Origin of the sequence: Flavobacterium panacis, assembly GCF_024649945.1 — a bacterium.
GTDB lineage: Bacteria > Bacteroidota > Bacteroidia > Flavobacteriales > Flavobacteriaceae > Flavobacterium > Flavobacterium panacis.
This window is the reverse complement of record NZ_JANKMS010000001.1, coordinates 630,812-648,613: the sequence shown is the minus strand read 5'-3', so window position 1 is coordinate 648,613 and position 17,802 is coordinate 630,812. Positions and strand designations below refer to the sequence as shown.

12 protein-coding genes are annotated in these 17,802 nt (G+C 33.4%); 10 read left to right on the top strand and 2 right to left on the bottom strand.

Translation table 11 applies throughout. The annotated features are described in order from the left end of the window. The first annotated feature begins 1 nt into the window (after position 1). The 4 genes from NQQ59_RS02785 to NQQ59_RS02770 all read left to right on the top strand — a co-directional run bounded on the left by NQQ59_RS02785 (position 2) and on the right by NQQ59_RS02770 (position 4,877). Positions 2–1,426 carry a SusD/RagB family nutrient-binding outer membrane lipoprotein gene (locus tag NQQ59_RS02785; protein WP_144213392.1) on the top strand — a complete coding sequence of 475 codons (1,425 nt, stop codon included), beginning with the start codon at positions 2–4 and terminating at the stop codon, positions 1,424–1,426. A 152-nt stretch (positions 1,427–1,578) separates the two neighbouring features. Beyond that, positions 1,579–2,946: a sensor histidine kinase gene (locus NQQ59_RS02780; protein ID WP_144213390.1), complete on the top strand. Its 1,368-nt coding sequence runs from the start codon at positions 1,579–1,581 to the stop codon at positions 2,944–2,946. Between the two features lie 316 nt (positions 2,947–3,262). After that, positions 3,263–4,033: an alpha/beta hydrolase gene (locus NQQ59_RS02775; RefSeq protein ID WP_144213388.1), complete on the top strand. Its 771-nt coding sequence runs from the start codon at positions 3,263–3,265 to the stop codon at positions 4,031–4,033. A 25-nt stretch (positions 4,034–4,058) separates the two neighbouring features. Beyond that, the gene (locus NQQ59_RS02770) at positions 4,059–4,877 is read left to right on the top strand and encodes an alpha/beta fold hydrolase (RefSeq protein ID WP_144213386.1); all 819 of its coding nucleotides are present in this window, start codon (positions 4,059–4,061) and stop codon (positions 4,875–4,877) included. A 71-nt stretch (positions 4,878–4,948) separates the two neighbouring features. Here the strand turns inward: NQQ59_RS02770 and NQQ59_RS02765 are convergent, their stop codons facing one another. Both NQQ59_RS02765 and ilvN read right to left on the bottom strand, forming a co-directional pair. Beyond that, a complete protein-coding gene (locus tag NQQ59_RS02765; protein ID WP_144213384.1) occupies positions 4,949–6,412 on the bottom strand; it encodes a glycoside hydrolase family 125 protein in 1,464 nt (487 codons plus the stop codon). Between the two features lie 154 nt (positions 6,413–6,566). Next, positions 6,567–7,079 carry an acetolactate synthase small subunit gene (ilvN, locus tag NQQ59_RS02760; RefSeq protein ID WP_144213382.1) on the bottom strand — a complete coding sequence of 171 codons (513 nt, stop codon included), beginning with the start codon at positions 7,077–7,079 and terminating at the stop codon, positions 6,567–6,569. A 1,083-nt stretch (positions 7,080–8,162) separates the two neighbouring features. Between ilvN and NQQ59_RS02755 the strand changes: the two genes are divergently transcribed. The 6 genes from NQQ59_RS02755 (at position 8,163) to NQQ59_RS02730 (ending at position 17,763) form a co-directional block, all read left to right on the top strand. Beyond that, positions 8,163–8,711 carry an RNA polymerase sigma-70 factor gene (locus NQQ59_RS02755; protein ID WP_144213380.1) on the top strand — a complete coding sequence of 183 codons (549 nt, stop codon included), beginning with the start codon at positions 8,163–8,165 and terminating at the stop codon, positions 8,709–8,711. A 145-nt stretch (positions 8,712–8,856) separates the two neighbouring features. Beyond that, positions 8,857–10,011 carry a FecR family protein gene (locus NQQ59_RS02750; protein WP_144213378.1) on the top strand — a complete coding sequence of 385 codons (1,155 nt, stop codon included), beginning with the start codon at positions 8,857–8,859 and terminating at the stop codon, positions 10,009–10,011. Between the two features lie 124 nt (positions 10,012–10,135). Further along, positions 10,136–13,609, top strand: a complete 3,474-nt coding sequence (locus NQQ59_RS02745; RefSeq protein WP_144213376.1) for a SusC/RagA family TonB-linked outer membrane protein — start codon at positions 10,136–10,138, stop codon at positions 13,607–13,609. 31 nt (positions 13,610–13,640) lie between these two features. Continuing rightward, positions 13,641–15,137, top strand: a complete 1,497-nt coding sequence (locus tag NQQ59_RS02740) for a RagB/SusD family nutrient uptake outer membrane protein (RefSeq protein WP_144213374.1) — start codon at positions 13,641–13,643, stop codon at positions 15,135–15,137. 176 nt (positions 15,138–15,313) lie between these two features. Next, entirely contained in the window at positions 15,314–16,522 is a 1,209-nt protein-coding gene (locus tag NQQ59_RS02735; RefSeq protein ID WP_144213372.1) for a thioredoxin domain-containing protein, read from the top strand. A 26-nt stretch (positions 16,523–16,548) separates the two neighbouring features. Continuing rightward, on the top strand, positions 16,549–17,763 hold the full coding sequence (locus NQQ59_RS02730; RefSeq protein ID WP_144213370.1) for a TlpA disulfide reductase family protein: 1,215 nt from the start codon (positions 16,549–16,551) through the stop codon (positions 17,761–17,763). Positions 17,764–17,802: the final 39 nt, after the last annotated feature.

Genomic DNA, 17,802 nt, shown 5'->3' with positions numbered 1-17,802 from the left:
CATGCTAAAAAAGCTATCATATATACTCTTATTTGGATTGACACTGACTTCATGCAGTGATACGTTGGATGATATCAACAAGAATCCAAATGCAACCGAAACACCTTTGGCGCCTTACTTGTTGACAGGAACACTAAAACAAGGAGCTGACTTATATTGGGGAGATGCAAATAATTTTAACTCGTCTTTATTGTTTGTACAGCATTGGGCTAAAATCCAGTATACAGAGCCAGACAGATACGATGTTTCAAATACTTCATTCACTTCTTTATGGAATACAGGTTATGCAACCTTAATTACAGATTTGAATACGATTATTAATTTTCCTGAGGCTCAGGCCAATTCTAATTATAAAGGAATTGCTTTAACATTGCGTTCATGGACATTCTTATTATTGACAGATGCTTACGGAAGTATTCCGTATAAAGAAGCAGGTCAGAAAGTTACACCAGCTTACGACAGTCAGAAAGACGTGTATACAGGTTTGCTTGAAGATTTAAAACAAGCTCAGTCTTTATTAGCAACAACAAACGGTACTGTAACGGGTGATTTAGTTTACAAAGGAGATATTGTGAAATGGAAAAGATTTGTGAATTCGCTTCGTTTGCGTATTGCCTTAAGAATTTCTGATAAAGAACCAGCTTTGGCTAAACAAGCTGCAATTGACGCGACAAGTGATGCAGCAGGAGTACTTGCAAGCAATAACGATACGTTTAAATTTACGTATATCAGTTCACCACAACAAAATCCGGCTTCGGCTTGGTTTGAAACTCGTGATGATTTCCGTATTTCGAAAACTATGGTAGATAAATTAAAAGAATTCTCAGATCCTCGTTTACCAGTTTACGCACAACTGCCATCAGATGCAAGTGTTGGTACATACGTTGGTGGAGGTAACGGTTTATCAAACAGTGATGCCAATAGCCAAGGTTTTGCTAAAACATCAAAACCAGGAACTTATTTCTTGACATCGACATCACCAGCGGTAATTTATTCATATTCAGAAGTCTTATTCAATTTGGCAGAAGCTGCTGCAAGAGGTTTTATTTCTGGAGATGCAGAACAGCTTTACAAAAATGCGATTACAGCATCATTCAATCAGTTTGGAATTACCGATGCCACAACAATTACCAATTACCTTAATCAGGCAAGTGTAAAATATGATGCATCGAATTACGCTAAATCAATCGGAACTCAAAAATGGATTGCCTTCTTCGGACAAGGTTTAGATGCTTTTACAGAATGGCGAAGATTAGATTATCCAGTATTAACTGCTGGACCAAATACAGTTTTGGATGGTAAGATTCCTTCACGTTTTTTCTACCCAGGAACAGAGCAATCATTAAATGGAGTTAATTACCAAAATGCCATATCTGTACAAGGAAAAGATGTGTTGACAACCAAACTATGGTTTGATGTAAAATAAAATATTTTTTTACTTCTATCTTCAAGAAAATAACCTGATTTTAGAAAGTAATAAAAATCTTAAGGAAAAACCCCGTATCGCCCTGATGATGCGGGGTTTTTTATTTCTAATTTGTATATTTGTAAAACAGTTATTATATTGAAAATACATAAATGTTCAAATTATTACCCCTCGATCCTAAAACGATTTTTCTTCTTTATTTTTGGGGAAACTTATTTGTCTGCATTCTGATCTTTAGTTATTCCTTATCGTATGCTTCTACTGAAAACAGAAAAAAATTAAATACGTTTGGATTTGGAAAAGTATTATTAACTATAGGTTGGGTACTGATTTTTTTAAGAGGTATAGCATCGGATTTTATTTCCATTAATCTTGCCAATACAGTAATTCTTTCCGGTTGTTGTTATGAGACAATAGCAATCATTTCGATGACTAAACCTAAATTTAACAGACGTTATCGTCTGCAAATTGGTTTGACCATTGCTGCCATCCTGGCTTTTAATATTTCAGCTTTTTTAGGTGGCTCTATAAATGACCGTATTGTCATTATTTCTCTGGGAATATTTGCTATTTACCTTCCTCCAACAATAGGATATTTTAAAGAAAAAACGACTAATTTATTTCGTATTTTTTATCTACTTTGTTATGTTGCTTTTGAAGTTTTGATCTTGATGAGAGCAGTTTATACCTATACAATGCCACAGCAGGATTTCTTTAGACAAAGTTCTTTTGAAACCTTGTATAGTATCGGATTGTTTTTACTAACTCTTATCGGAACCATTGGTTTTTTATTATTGGCGAAGGAAAAACAAGATCTTAAAATACAGAAACTGCTAAAGGATAAAAATATATTCTTTTCTATAATTGCCCACGATTTAAAAGGACCATTGGGCTCATCGCTCGCTTTATCTGAAATTTTAGCTCAGGAAATTGATAATTATAGTCGGGAGGAAATCAAGGAGATTACCGAAATGCAATACGAATCCAATAAAAATATTTATAAATTGCTCGAAAACCTTTTGAACTGGTCTAGAATGCAGAGCGGAATGATAGAATACAATCCTAAAAAGGTATCTTTAAATGCTTTGATTGAAGAGAACATTCAACTGAATAACAATACAGCCTTAAATAAAAATATTGAAATTACATTTGAAGCAGATGAAATCGTCAATGTCTGGATGGACAAAGACATGATTGATACTGTTTTACGAAATCTGCTGACTAACGCAATTAAATTTACAGAACAACAAGGCGAAATTGTAGTTCAATTAAAAAAATGCAATAAAAAAGCCGAAGTTTCAATTCGGGACAATGGTATTGGAATTCCGCTTAACATACAAGAAAAACTCTTTAAAATCAGTGAAAAAGTAATCCAGAAAGGAACAGAAAATGAAATGGGAAATGGTTTAGGATTATTGCTTTGTCATGAATTTATAAAGAAACACCAAGGCGAAATTTGGGCAGAAAGCAAGCTCGGAAAAGGAAGTACTTTTAAATTTATATTGCCTTTAGAAAAATAATAGAAAAAGACTTTTTCAACTAAAATCACACAGATGTAATCTATTTTAATCTGTGTGATTTTTTTTGTTTTATCTTATTTGAGATGACTAGGAAGAGTTTACAATAATTTAATTAAATTTAAATTGTATTTTATTGATTTTTAGTATATTAGATATTTGTTTTGGTTCTTTGGTTTTTATTGGATTGACTGAAAAAAGCATGACTTTTCATTGTGAAAAATGAGACATGATTTCCATATTTGACTTTCTGTACAGTTTTGAAAAAACCGGCTTGTAGTGATTATAAAAAGCTATTTACTAATTAAATATCAATTTTATGAAAAAATCAAAAAACATTATTCTTATACACGGAAACTTTGTTAATAATATTAGTTGGGAAAAGTGGAAAGAAAGATATGAGGAGAAAGGTTATACCGTTTACACACCTGCTAATCCTGGTCATGATGGAAATCCGTCAGATCTACGAAAAACAGTTCATCCTGATCTCATTAAAACAGGTTTTATAGATGTTGTAAATAATATTGCAAAACTGGCGGATAGTCTGCTTGAAAAACCTTTAGTAATTGGACATTCAATGGCCGGAATGGCAGCGATGAAATTACTGGAATTAGAAAAAGTAGCAGCAGCAGTAAGTATTGATGGTGCACCACCAAAAAATGTATTTCCACCTTTCACCACATTAAAGTCGGCACTTCCTGCTTTTGGTTTTTTTTCTTCTGCTAAATATTTTATGGGAAGCCGTGAATGGTACGACAGATGTTTTTTTAATACACTGCCACAGAGCGACCGAGCAAAAGCTTTTGATGCAGTTGCAGTTCCTGAAAGCTATAAAGTAAGTCGGGAATTGGTATTGAACTCTTTTTCGAATATTGATTTCAGAAGACCACATAAACCTATTTTGTTTATTGGAGGCGCAAGTGATGCCATTTTTCCTGCCTCTCTCACTACAACCCTTGCTGGAAAATACAAAGACAAAAGCAGTCAGGTTAACTTGAAAATTTTTGAAGGTAAAAGTCATTTTATCTGTGGAGAACCGGGTTGGGAAGAAGTAGCAGATTATATTTTAGAATGGTATGAAAATCTATAAATAATAACTAATAAAGAAAATTAATATGGCTAAAATTACAGTAAAAGACGGAACAGAGATTTATTACAAAGATTGGGGAACAGGAACACCTATATTTTTTCATCACGGCTGGCCGCTTTCAGGAGACGACTGGGATGCACAAATGTTATTTTTCCTTGACAAAGGATTTCGTGTTATTGCCCATGATCGCAGAGGACACGGAAGATCTACACAGACTTATACAGGTAACGAAATGGATACTTATGCAGCAGACGTTGCAGAATTGACAGCATTTTTAGATTTAAAAGATGCGATACATATTGGCCATTCAACAGGTGGTGGAGAAGCGATTCATTATGCGGCTAAATACGGTAAAGGCCGTGTATCAAAAGTTATTTTGATTAGTGCGGTGACTCCGTATATGATTAAAGATGCCAACAATCCAGATGGAGTACCAATCGAAGTTTTTGATGATATTCGTTTTAATACTGCAAACAACAGACAACAGTTTTATCAAGATATTACTTTTCCGTTTTATGGTTATAACAGGGAAGGGGCAAACATCAAAAAAGGAATTCAGGACAATTGGTGGCGTCAAGGGATGAATGGTGGTATAAAAGCACATTACGATTGTATAAAAGCATTTTCTGAAACCGATTTTACAGAAGATTTAAAAAGTGTGGATTTTCCCGTTTTGATACTTCATGGAGAAGATGATCAGATAGTTCCTTATCAAGTAACGGCTTTAAGAGCAGCGAAATTAGTTAAAAACGGTAAGTTGATTACTTATCCAGGACTTTGCCACGGAATACCAACAACCGATGCGGATAGAGTTAATGCCGATATTTTGAGTTTTATTCAATAAAAAGCGATAGAAACGCAACACAAAAAAGCCTTCAACTCTGAAGGCTTTACTTTTTTGAAAATAAAGTGTTTTTAGAAATTTTTGTCTTTCAAAATTTGAGGATATTTTTGACTCGTATGTACGATCATTTCGCCAAATAAAGTATTGGCCCACGCAAACCATTTTCTGGTAAATTGAGTCACATCGTTTTTATGAAAAGATTCATGCATAAATCCGGTACCAGCATTGGTTTTAATCAAAGTGCTAATGCAGTTTTTAATTTCCTTTTCGTCAATACTCGTAATGGCTCTCAAAACAATACTCATCGGCCAAATCGTATCTACACCGGTATGGGGACCTCCAATACCTTCGCCTGCAGTTCCTTTGTAGAAAAACGGATTATTTTCAGACAATACAAGTTTTCTGGTATTAAGATACAAAGGATCGTCTGGTGCAATAGCTCCCAAATACGGAAGCGACAAAAGAGAAGGCACATTAGCGTCATCCATCATATGAAAACTGCCATATCCATTAACCTCAAAAGCAATGATTTTTCCAAATTGAGGATGATTGATAATGCCGTGTTCATTCAAACCCTTTTGAACCTGTTCTCTCAGTTCTTTGGCTTCATTTACGATATCATTATCTTTTAAAGCAGGAAGAGAGAAAATTTCCATCAGATAACCCAATATTTCGATAGCAAACATATTGCTCGGAATCAAATAACCAAATAGGGTAGAGTCGTCACTTGGTCTAAAAGTAGAAACAATCAGTCCGCATGGTTTTACAGGATAGCCATAACCCGACAATGGAACTCCGTCTGTTGCCCAAGCTGTTTGGCGCTGAAAGCTGTAAGGACCTCCTTTGCCATCCATTCGCTGTTGTTCTTTGAAAGTTTTTAGAATTAATTTCATAGCTTCTTTCCAATGACTGTCAAACATAGAAATGTCACCAGTTTCTTTCCAATAGCCATGTGCTAATCTTACAGGATAACACAAACTGTCAATTTCCCATTTTCTTTCATGAATTCCCGGTTTCATGTCGGTAATATCATTTTTCCATTCGCTTTCTTTATTAAAATCTTTATAAAATGCATTCGCATAAGGATCCAGAAGAATGCATTTCGCTTGACGATTAATAACACCTTTTACCAATTCTGCCAATTTACGATCTTCTTTTACAAACGGAATATAAGGCCAGATTTGTGCCGTGCTATCGCGTAACCACATAGCATCGATATCGCCTGTTATCACATAAGTATCGGGTTTTCCGTCTATAATTTCGAATTCAACGGTAGTATCAAGAGTATTTGGAAAACAGTTTTCAAAAATCCAAGCCAGTTCAGGATTTGCAATCTGCTTTTTAACTTTTACAATCGCGGCCTCAATCGCTTTGCTGGTAAAATTTCGTTTTTCAAGTGGTGGTCTCTGGGATATAAAATCTTTTAAAGGAAACTCAAAAAGATTCGAATTAAATCCCAGTGCATCAGTTTGAATGGCAAATAAACCAGCTGAAAAAATTCCAGCATTTTTTATGAATTTTCGGCGAGACTGCATATGTTTTTTGTTTTTAAGAATTGAATAACAATAGTTTAAAGATAATCTAAACTTGATTACACTAAGTAAACAATCTTTTTCTTTACTGCATTTAAAATTAGACAAATGACCAATGTAGTACTTTAAATGACTGAATTCTGTAAATTGTAAACATCTAGAAACCTTCAAATTCATCTTTAAAACCTTTTTCCGATTTGATTAAAGCAATTCGCGGACTTTTAACAAACTCTATAAGTCCGTATGTTGTTAAAGATTGAGTCAATTTGTCGATTTCTGTTTCGTGAGAAGTAACTTCAATAACAGTATATTCTCTTTCGATAACAGTAAAGAGGGCACTGTACTTTTTTATTATTTCCTGAGCCTTTTCATTGGTTATAGCGGCAGTAGGAAGTTTAAATAAAGCAGTCTGCGTGTATGCAATTTCCTGATTGGTATTGTAATAGCATTTATAAACATCGATAACTTTCTCCATTTGAAGTGCCAGGTTTCTTACTGTTTCTAAAGTCTCCGTAACCACGACTGTAAATCTGTACATACCATTAATTTCACAAGTAGAAATATTAAGACTTTCAAAACTGATTTTTCTTCTCGAAAAAATGACGGCAGTTTTATTGATTAATCCCATTTGATCTTCGGTGTAAAACGTTAAGGTGTATTGTGTTTTCATTGGAAATTGATTATTGAGTTGTTTAAGTTTTTATAATTATGAATCTTTTGTTTTTTTCAGATAGGATCAAAAAAAAACCTTTCTCAGTAAGACGAGAAAGGTTTCTATTATGCAATACAATCCTGACTCATCACGGGAGATGAATAATAATATTGATAATAATAATTGATGCGAAATTCTTCATGTTGGCTCTAAATAAAAAACCTCCCGTGTTGGGAGGTTTTAAAATATGGTATGTTAAATACTTTTATATAAAATCCCCGTACTACTATCGATCGATAATAATATTGATAATAATTAGGGAAATAATTTGGTTTCTCATTTGTTGTGTGTTGACCGCAAATATATTATTTTTTGACAGACTATAAATCATTTCTTGAATTTTTGACATAAAATAGTCGGGTAGAGAATAGTATTTTGAGAATTTTCTGAAAGAAGCTCTTCTTTCTAGTTTAATTATTTAATTATATTTAAAATGCAATATTCAGAATATTAGTTTGTTACGGTTGGTTAATTTATGATAGTTATAAATTTAACAAATTAAGAATATATTATATCTACCAATTCTATAGAATTTATATAAATTTGTAACCGTTATCATGATTTTGATTTAAGAATAACAAAGAATTTGAAAAGAGAGGAGATTGAAATTTTACTATTTAAAATTAATCTAAAATTATTTTCCCCGTAATTTTTCCTTTATTATTTTTTGAATATATCTTGGAATGTACGATTATTAAATGTTAAAAATGTTGTATAATCTTACTTTAGGTATTAAATGTGTAATTTTTATTTAAATTAGCCTTTTTTAAAATCAGCTAATTTTTGTTGAAATTAAATATCAAAATCGTAAAAAACACAGTATTTGATGAGATTGGATAGCTATTTATAGTAAATTTTTAATGAAAGGAAAGGAGCAGGAGCATTTTTCGGATTGCATGCACTTTGCGGGTCAATTAACAATTTATTTATATTAGCATTAAAAAAAGATGAATTAAATTATTCTTAGAAATGCAATTTCTTAATAATTAGAAATTAAAAAGAAGAATTAGAACTTAATTTTAAGTCTTCAAAAAGGAAAGTATGGGCGTTCAGATTTTAACATTAAAGGAATATAAAAGCGTTTTCAATACGCTCTATCCTTCGTTGTGCTTATTTTCCAACAAGTATATTGAGAATATAGAAGTATCAAAAGATATTGTTCAAGAAGTCTTTATTAAGGTGTGGGAAGATAGAATCGAATTTCAAAATGATACTGCAATCAAATCATATTTGTATACTGCTGTAAAAAACAGATCTCTTGATTATTTAAAAAGTAAGCATTACAAAGCCACCTTGTCTATTGGCGAAACAGATTTTGCTCAAATCGAAACTGATCCGTTTTTTTTAAGAGAGGTAATGATTTCTGAAACTTCTATGCTGATAGAAAAAGCGGTGAATACCTTACCTGCTAAATGTGCTCAAATTATAAAATTGAGTATTAAAGGATTAAGTAATACTGAAATTTCAGAAGAATTAGGTGTTTCTTTAAATACCATTAAAACGCAGAAGAAGATTGCCTACAAGCGCTTAAAACCGCTATTGAAAGATTGTTTCTTCATTATTGCATTTGTATTCGAGATCAGAAATTAATGCTTTTTAAGCATTTAATTTTAATTAGCACTGTTAAAAATTCATAGTATTTTACAATAGCTTAAAAAAAATATAATTTTTTTTTAATCTTTTTTCACCCTCCTTTTTCTTTTTGTCGTCTTAGTAATATATAACACATTATAAGATGTCTATTTTCAGTAAAATACTTGACCTTTCCAGCCGTACCGCTTCCTCTATTTTAAAACGAGAGAAACCAGAGGCTCTTACCGATTCTGATCTTTTTACCGATTCGGATAAGGAATATATACTAGAGCATCTTACCGACGAAAAATTGCTAAAAAAACGTGCTGCATTATTGCAACAGATTAATAAAAAAGAAGCTTGGGCTGCTATTCAGGATAGAATTGAAGTTCCAGTAAGAAAATTACACATCTGGAGATATGGTGCTGCAGCTGCTGTGCTGGTATTAGGATTTACTATTTATTTTTCTAAAAATCATTTAAGAGAAAAACAGTCCGAGAAAGTTGTTGCGACAAAATCGGTAATTGCTCCGGGAACAGACAAAGCAATTTTAGTTTTAGCAAATGGTGAACAAGTTGCTTTAGGTAAAGGATCGGTGTACAATTCTACAGGAGTACACAGTAACGGAACCGAGATTGTTTATAAAAATAATGAATCTGCAAAAAACACTATTGCTTACAATTATTTGACGATTCCAAGAGGCGGACAGTTTTTTATAAATCTGGCAGATGGAACAAAAGTTTGGCTAAACTCAGAATCAAAACTGAAATTTCCTGTGAATTTTACAGATGGACAACCGCGCCAAGTTGAACTGGTTTATGGAGAAGCTTATTTCGATGTTTCGCCAAGTACAGCTCACAAAGGATCACATTTTAATGTTATAACGCAAAATCAGAATGTAGAAGTTTTAGGAACTGAATTTAATATCAAGGCTTATCAGGACTCAGAAACTATTTATACGACACTTGTTGAAGGTAAAGTCAACTTATCAGGTTCTTTTAATACTACTGTTCTAAAACCAGGAAATCAGTCTGTGTTAGAAAATCACAATATTCGTGTGACTGCAGTAGATGTATTTAATGAAGTATCGTGGAAAGAAGGAATTTTTAGTTTTCAGGAAATGCCTTTAAAAGATATTATGAAAGTTTTGGAAAGATGGTATGACATCAAAACTGAATTTAAAAACAAGGCTATAGAAAATAGCACATTTAACGGAATATTGGATAAAAACCAGAAGATAGAGGAAATTTTAAATATCATTAGTAACACTAACAAAATAGCGTATGAAATAAACCAAAAGACTGTAATTTTTAAGTAAGAAAGAAAATTGTAAGTTGATAAAAAAAGGGAAAAGTGGTTCGTGGGTCGAAGAACAAACCAGCTTTTCCCGTGATAGGACTTATAATTAATTCAAGATTAACTGATAAACCAAAACCAAAATTATGAAAATTAAAATTATTAAAGCTGTTTTCTGCACAAGAAAAAGCATTTCAACTTTAATTATGCGAACCATTATTCTTTTTCTTTCTCTGGCGCTTTTCAGCTTTACTCCATTAGAACTTTTATCACAAAATGTTAAAATTGTAATTAAGAATGACCAAAAAGCAACTGTAGATCAGATTTTTGAACTTATTAAAAAACAAACGAAATACAGGTTTGTTTACCGTTCGAATATGTTTGATGATCTTCCAAAAATAGATCTTGAAAAAGGAACAATAACTGTTAATAGCCTTTTGGAAAAAAGCCTTTCGAGAGGAAATTTTAAATATGAAGTAGCATCCAATAATACCATAATTATAAAGGAAGTTGCTCCAAAAAAGATAGCTCAACCGGGCGAAGTTGTAGAAATAAAAGGAAAAGTTACTGATCCGAGCGGTCAGCCAGTTCCAGGAATTACAGTCTATGTGACCAGCTATAAACCAACTGGTGAAGACATGGGGAAAAATTTCGTATTGCGAGGAACTACAACTGATTTTGACGGAACTTTTAGTATTACAGCCGAAGTGGGTTATTATGTAGTAGCAAGCGGTATGGGATTCCAATTGTATACCGAACAAATTACTAAAAATAAAACCAATTATTCGATTGTATTAAAAGAAGAAGTAAGTGCTCTTGAAGAAGTAATGGTGGTTGGTTATGGAACAACCAAAAAGAAAGACCTTACAGGTTCGGTAGGTTCTATTACTTCAGAAGATATTCAGCAAATTAAAACACAAACTATTGATAATGCTTTAATTGGAAAAATTCCGGGTGTTAATGTATCCAGCAGAGGTGGAGCGCCAGGAGCAGGTTCTTCTGTAAACATTCGAGGTTTAACACAGATTAGAGGGGATAACCAGCCTTTATATGTGATAGACGGAACTCCAATTTCAGTTACGCCAAATTCTGAAAGTTTAGGTTTGATTAATTATGGTTCAAGAGAAAATCCTCTTTTGGCAATTAATCCAGATGATGTTGAACGTATCGACGTTTTGAAAGATGCTTCTGCGGCAGCCATTTACGGTTCGAGAGCGGCAAGCGGAGTTATCATTGTAACGACTAAAAGAGGAAAAAGAGGACAGGCGCCAAAATTTTCTTTTAATGCTGCGAGTACCTTTCAGAATCCAGTAAAAACATACAATTATTTATCTGCAGATGAGTATATCGCTTTCTCTAAAAAAACGGCACAACAAACTTTAAATGGGTATCCAGAAGCTTTTTGGTCCTATTTTCCAACGGAATATGCTATAGTAAACAGTCCAAATACTTATTTTGGAAAAGCCAATACGAATTGGCAGGATTTAATTACCAACAAAAATGCTTTATGGACACAATATAGCTTTAACGTAAATGGCGGAAGCGAAAGAGTAAATTACATGATGTCTGCCGGAATTTCGGATCAGGAAGGGGTAATGATCGAAAATGACTTTAAGCGTTATACCTTCAGTACCAATTTAGATGCAAACATTACAAACTCTTTTAAAGTTGGGGGATCGGTTAATTACAACTATTCGGTAAATAAAAACAAAGGATTTAGTTCTCTTGCTCTTGGAAGTTTCAGACCAGATCTTCCAGCGTTTAATGAAGACGGTTCTTATTCTACTTTTGTTGGAAATTATGGAGAACAATATACTGCTTTAGGAGACGGAATGCAGATGAGAAAAAAAGCAATCTCTAAAAATTTGCTTGGTTCTATTTATGCTGAAGTAGAGATTATTAAAGGTTTAAAATTTAAATCTCAATTAAATGCTTCGGTAAATTCGGATGAATCAAACGAATTCAGTACTTCAAAAAGTACAAATGCCTTATTTTACGGAATGTACTATGACAGACCAGGGGCAAGATTAGATGTGCAGAGAAATGAAGGATGGACAACTGCTTTTGAAAATACATTAAGTTACAATAAAACAATAGCCGAAAATCATAGAATTGATGCCGTTGCAGGAGTTTCTTGGAATCATACAAGATACGACGCACAAGCACAACATTATAGAGGATTTCCAGATGATGATACTTTAATTAATATTGGTTCTTCTAATTTTACGGATAGTGTTGAAAGTGAAGCTGTAGAACAAGGGCTTAACTCTATATTTGGAAGAGTTAATTACAGTTACAAATCTAAGTATCTGGCAACCTTTACAGCCAGAAGAGACGGATCAACGAAGTTTGGACCAGATAATCGTTATGGATTTTTCCCTTCAGGAGCCTTAGCCTGGAATATGCATAATGAAGATTTCTTAAAAGAAAGTTCGGTTATCAATCAATTAAAATTGAGAGCTTCTATTGGTAGAACGGGGTCTGATAACTTGCCTTCGTTTACTTATTTAGCTTATTATCAGTCATTAGAAAATGGAGATTCATTTTACGATGGAAAAAATGGTATCGCTGTAACAGGTGTTCCAAATTCTAAAATTAAATGGGAAGAAACACAACAATTAGATTTAGGGATCGATTATAGTTTGTTTAATAATAGAGTAACAGGAGAGTTGGTTTACTTTGAAAAAAACACTTCTGGAATTATCTTATTTACGCAGCTTCCTTACGAAACAGGATCTATCAGCTGGAATACCAATGTGGCAGATGTTTCAAACAAAGGTTGGGAATTTTTAATTGGAGTTGATATTATTAGAAACAAAAACTTCAGATGGAACTCTTCATTCAATATTTCAACAGTAAAAAATAATGTAGATAATTTATACTCTGGAAGTGCAGGATCTCAAACTGTTATTCAAGGGCAGCCACTTGGTGTAATTACAGGTTATGATGTAATTAAAATTGCACAAACACAAGCAGAAATCGATGCACTTAATACTGCTGCAGGAGGTGTTTACCAAAGTACCTTGACAAAACCTGGAGATTATATTTTTAAAGATATCAACGGCGACGGAAAAATTACAACAGATGATAGAGGTCCGATTGGAGACATTAATCCAGATTATTTTGGAGGATGGAACAATAGTGTAACCTATAAAAACTGGGATTTTAGTATGAACTGGAACTTCTCCCAAGGAGCGCAAAGACAGTACGAAAAAATTTCAAATCTGTATTATACTGATGCTCTTACTAATCCAACAAGAGAAGTTTTTGATACTTGGACTCCAGAGAATCCAAACGCACCTTATGCAGCTTACGGTTCAGCAACACATGGTTACATTGCTACATCAAGAGCAGTTGTAGATGCTTCTTATATTAAATTACGTTCTGCTTCTATAGGTTATAATTTACCTTCAAGTTTGTTTAAGAATACAGGACTTAGCAAAGTAAGATTAGCATTAAGCGGTAATAACTTAATCACGATTACAGATTATCCTGGGCTTGATCCAGAAGATGTTATTTCGAGCTCATTTGCTAACCGATCAACTGGTTTTGTGAGAGATGATGGAAGATCTTATCCAAACGTCAGAACTTTTACATTTTCTCTAAATGTTACTTTCTAGTTAATAGTAAATAATTGTAAAAAAGACAGAAATGAAAAAATTAAAATATATATACATAGGTTTAGTAAGTGCTGCATTGTTTACTACAGCTTCCTGCCAGTTAACAGAAGATTTAGAGGATTACAAACCGCCATACGCATTAGAAGCTGATACTGCAATTAATAGCGAATCATCTGCAGAGTTGGCTCTTACAGGTGCATATGCCGCCTTTAGACAAAAAAGTTCCGGAGGTGCATTTCCGATATTTTACTTAATGGCAGATATTATGAGTGGCTTTAGTAATAATGGTCAATATTCTACAGGACCTGAACCAGTTGGATGGGCAACTAATAATCCGCTTGCAACTGGGGCTACTGATACAAAATATATCTACGGAGGACTATACGATTTAATCAATCGCACCAATTGGCTTATTGAAAAAGTAAGTGCATTAGACGATAAAGTTTTTACTACTCCAGGCAGAAAAGCAGAGATTTTGGCTGAGGCTAAAATTCTAAGAGCGTTAGGACATTTTTACTTGCTCCGTACTTTTGGACAATTTTATGACGTGAACTCAGAATATGGTATTTTGGTAAGAACAAAACCGGTTAGAAACTCAGAAATCAGTCCAAGAAATACAGTTGCTGAAACGTATACTGCAATTATTGCTGATTTGGATGAAGGAATTGCAAATGCTCCTGATTTAAGAAGTAAAAAATACACCAATAAAACTTTTGCAAAAGGCCTAAAAGCTAGAGTATTATTATACAAAGGAGATTATGCTAATGCGGTTACTTTGTGTCAGGATGTTATTGCTAACGGAGGTTCAAACTTTAAATTGGAACCTACTTACGGAGCTATTTTTGACGATCATGATTCTGCTGCTATTTTTACAAGCTCAGAAATTTTGTTTGGTACTGCAGGAGTATCTAACGAGGGAATTGGAATCGGTAATTACTACGGTGGATTTTCTGCTAATATTTCGCAAGTTTATAAAGATGCCATTGCAGGAAGCATGACAGTTGGAGCGCAAAACATTACTTATGATGCAGGTAGAACATCAATCTTTATCACAAATGTATCTTACGGTGGATATTATACCACAAAATACACCTCTAATTTTATTACAGGAACCAACGAATTATTTTACCATATGCGTATAGCAGAAGTATATTTGATTTTGGCAGAAGCAAGTGCAAGAGCTAATAACGCAGTAACTCCAGAAGCACTTCAGGCAATAAACACGATTAGAACCAGAGCAGGAGCGGTAACAACAGGAGGAAATGGTTTTGAAACTTATCCAAATACAATTTCGCTTTCTCAATTTTTAACAGCAGTTCGTTACGAAAAATTAGCCGAATTGTATGCTGAAGGTGGAGAAACGTGGTATGACTTAATCAGATATGATTATGCTGACGGATTTGGTTCTGGATTTAAAGTATCAGATGTAAAAGCATCGGCTACAAACTCAGATAAATTTATTCTGCCAATTCCGACAGAATCTATAGATGCGGGGAATCGTGTTATTAAACAAAATCCATCGTATTAATCTTTAAAATATAGGTTAGAGGAGTTTGTTTTTCCTCTATAAAACTTCTCTAACCTTATATTTCATTTTGAATTATTGAATATAAGAATTCACTTATTTAACAGAAGTGTACGGCCACACTTATGTCTCATTTTAAAGAAAAAAAATAATAACTATAAATCTTAATCAAACAAAAAATGAAAAAAATCGCAGCTGTTTTAGTGCTATTATTGGTGATTCCAAAACTAAGTGCACAAGGAATTTCTTTTGAGCACAGCACATTCAAAGAAGTATTGGCAAAAGCCAAAGCAGAAAAAAAACTGGTTTTTATGGATTGTTTTACCACTTGGTGTGGACCTTGTAAAATGATGGCAAAAGAGATATTTCCGCAGCAAAATGTTGGAGATTATATGAATGCCAATTTTGTAAGCATCAAGATGGATATGGAAAAAGGAGAAGGTATCGAATTAACCAAAATCTATGAGGTAAGTGCTTATCCAACACTGCTTTTTATGGATGCTGATGGCAAAGTGGTACACAGAGCTACAGGTGCAGAAAAAGCAGAAGATTTTATTGAGCAGGCAAAAATCGCTTTCGATCCTACGAAACAATTAGATTATCTAAACAAACAATACGAATCAGGAAATAGAGATCTTGCTTTTTTAGCACAGTATGTAAAATCTTTATATACAGCTTATAAGCCAGATCTTATTGAAAAAGTAGGTAAAGAGGTAATCCCAACAATGAAACCGGATCAGTATTTAACTGAAAATGGTTTTACTGTAATTGCACACGCTGGAGTAGAATACAAAAGCAAAGTCTACAATTATTTAATTAAAAATAAAAAAGCTTTTATCGATAAATCGTACATCGGGAAAGAAAGCTATGATTACGTTATTGGTGCAGCAGTTTCTAACTATTTGGTTGGAATTGCGACTAAAAAAACACTTCCAGAATTAGACAAAGCAATTGCAGAAACCGAAAAAGATTTTGTTTCTCCACAGCAAAGCGAGTACAAAACGTACTATTACAGTCAGTATTATTTAGCACAAAAACAATATGATAAATGGTTTGATTTTAATAAAAAACAAGCAGATGCAGCTTTTGCAAAAAATAAGAAAGAAGCTTTAGGTGGTTACATCAATACCGCTTACAGTATTGCAGTAAATCCAGATTTTGAAAAAGCGGGATTAGATGATAAAGCGATTGCAATGATTGAAAATATTAAAGACGTAGATCCAGAATCACTTGCGGTAAATTATTGTTTGGCAAGTCTTTATCTTAAAACACGCAACAAAGCTAAAGGTTTGGAAAACATTGACACGTACCTCAAAAAAGCATCTGCTAAAGGAGATGAACCAAATGAGCGCGTATTGGCTTTAAAAACAAAAATAGAAAACTTATAAACTAGGAAAACTTAATAAATAAAGCCATGAAATATTTAGGTATAATAAAAATAACGGTTTTGAGCCTGCTCTTGTCAGCTTTTAATTTTAAAGCATCGGCACAGCAAAAATTTCATATTGATGGTACAGTGACAGGTTTGGTTAATGGAAAAATCTACACCTACAAGAACAGCGCTGTTGTCCCAGTAGAAGTTAAAAATGGTAAGTTTCAAATTGAAAGTGAGATGGACGAACCGGTCTTTAATCTTAGTCTGACGAAGGATGCTGAAGTTAATTACAGAGCAGAAAAAACGTTTACTTCATTTTATGTTGAGCCGGGAGTTCAGACTTTAAAACTAGATTATGCTGATTTTAGAAAAGCTGTTTTAAAAGGTTCAAAAACACAGGATGATAGTTACAGATACACCGCAATTACGGATCAAATTAACAAAAAATACAAGAAAGAATTTGATAAAGTAGAAGCACTTAGCAAAAAGTACGAAGCTGCTGTTACTGCCAAAAAAGACGAAAAAACGACAGAAGCTATTAAATACGAAATCAATGATGCTAAAGAATTCTTAGAACCTGCCTACAAAGAAATCGGTGAGGCGACATTGAAATTCTTCAAGGATAATCCGAAGTCTTATTTCAGTATGACCATGTTGTTATATTATTTGAACGGAATGACTTACGACGAAGCTAAAGGCTATTACGATAGTTTTAATCCGCTTTATAAAAATACCAAAAGTGCTCAATATCTAGCGGCTGAAATCGAAAAGATGAAAAAAGGTATTGCAGGTGCACCAGCTGGGCCTTTCAATACAAAAGATATTAATGGAAATCCGTTAAAACTGGAAGATTTCAAAGGGAAATATGTTTTGATTGACTTTTGGGCTTCATGGTGTGTGCCTTGTAGAAAAGGAAATCCACATTTATTGAAGTTGTATGCTGAATACAAACCAAAAGGTTTAGAAATTTTGGGTGTTTCTGATGATGATAAAGCAGAAGACAAATGGAAAAAAGCAGTTGAAAAAGATGGAATTGGTGTTTGGAAACATGTTCTTAGAGGTTTGCAATACAAAGAAGGTACTTACGAAAAAATAAACGAAGATCAGGATATCAGCGAAGGTTACAACATTCATTCATTACCAACTAAAATTTTAGTAGATCCAAACGGAATTATCGTTGCTAGATATGACGGTGGAGAAGCAGATGATAAAAAAATGGATGAAGATTTAGCAGCCATTTTTAAAGCCAAATAAGTAGAAAAAAACAATTGGATTATAATTTAAAAAGTAAAT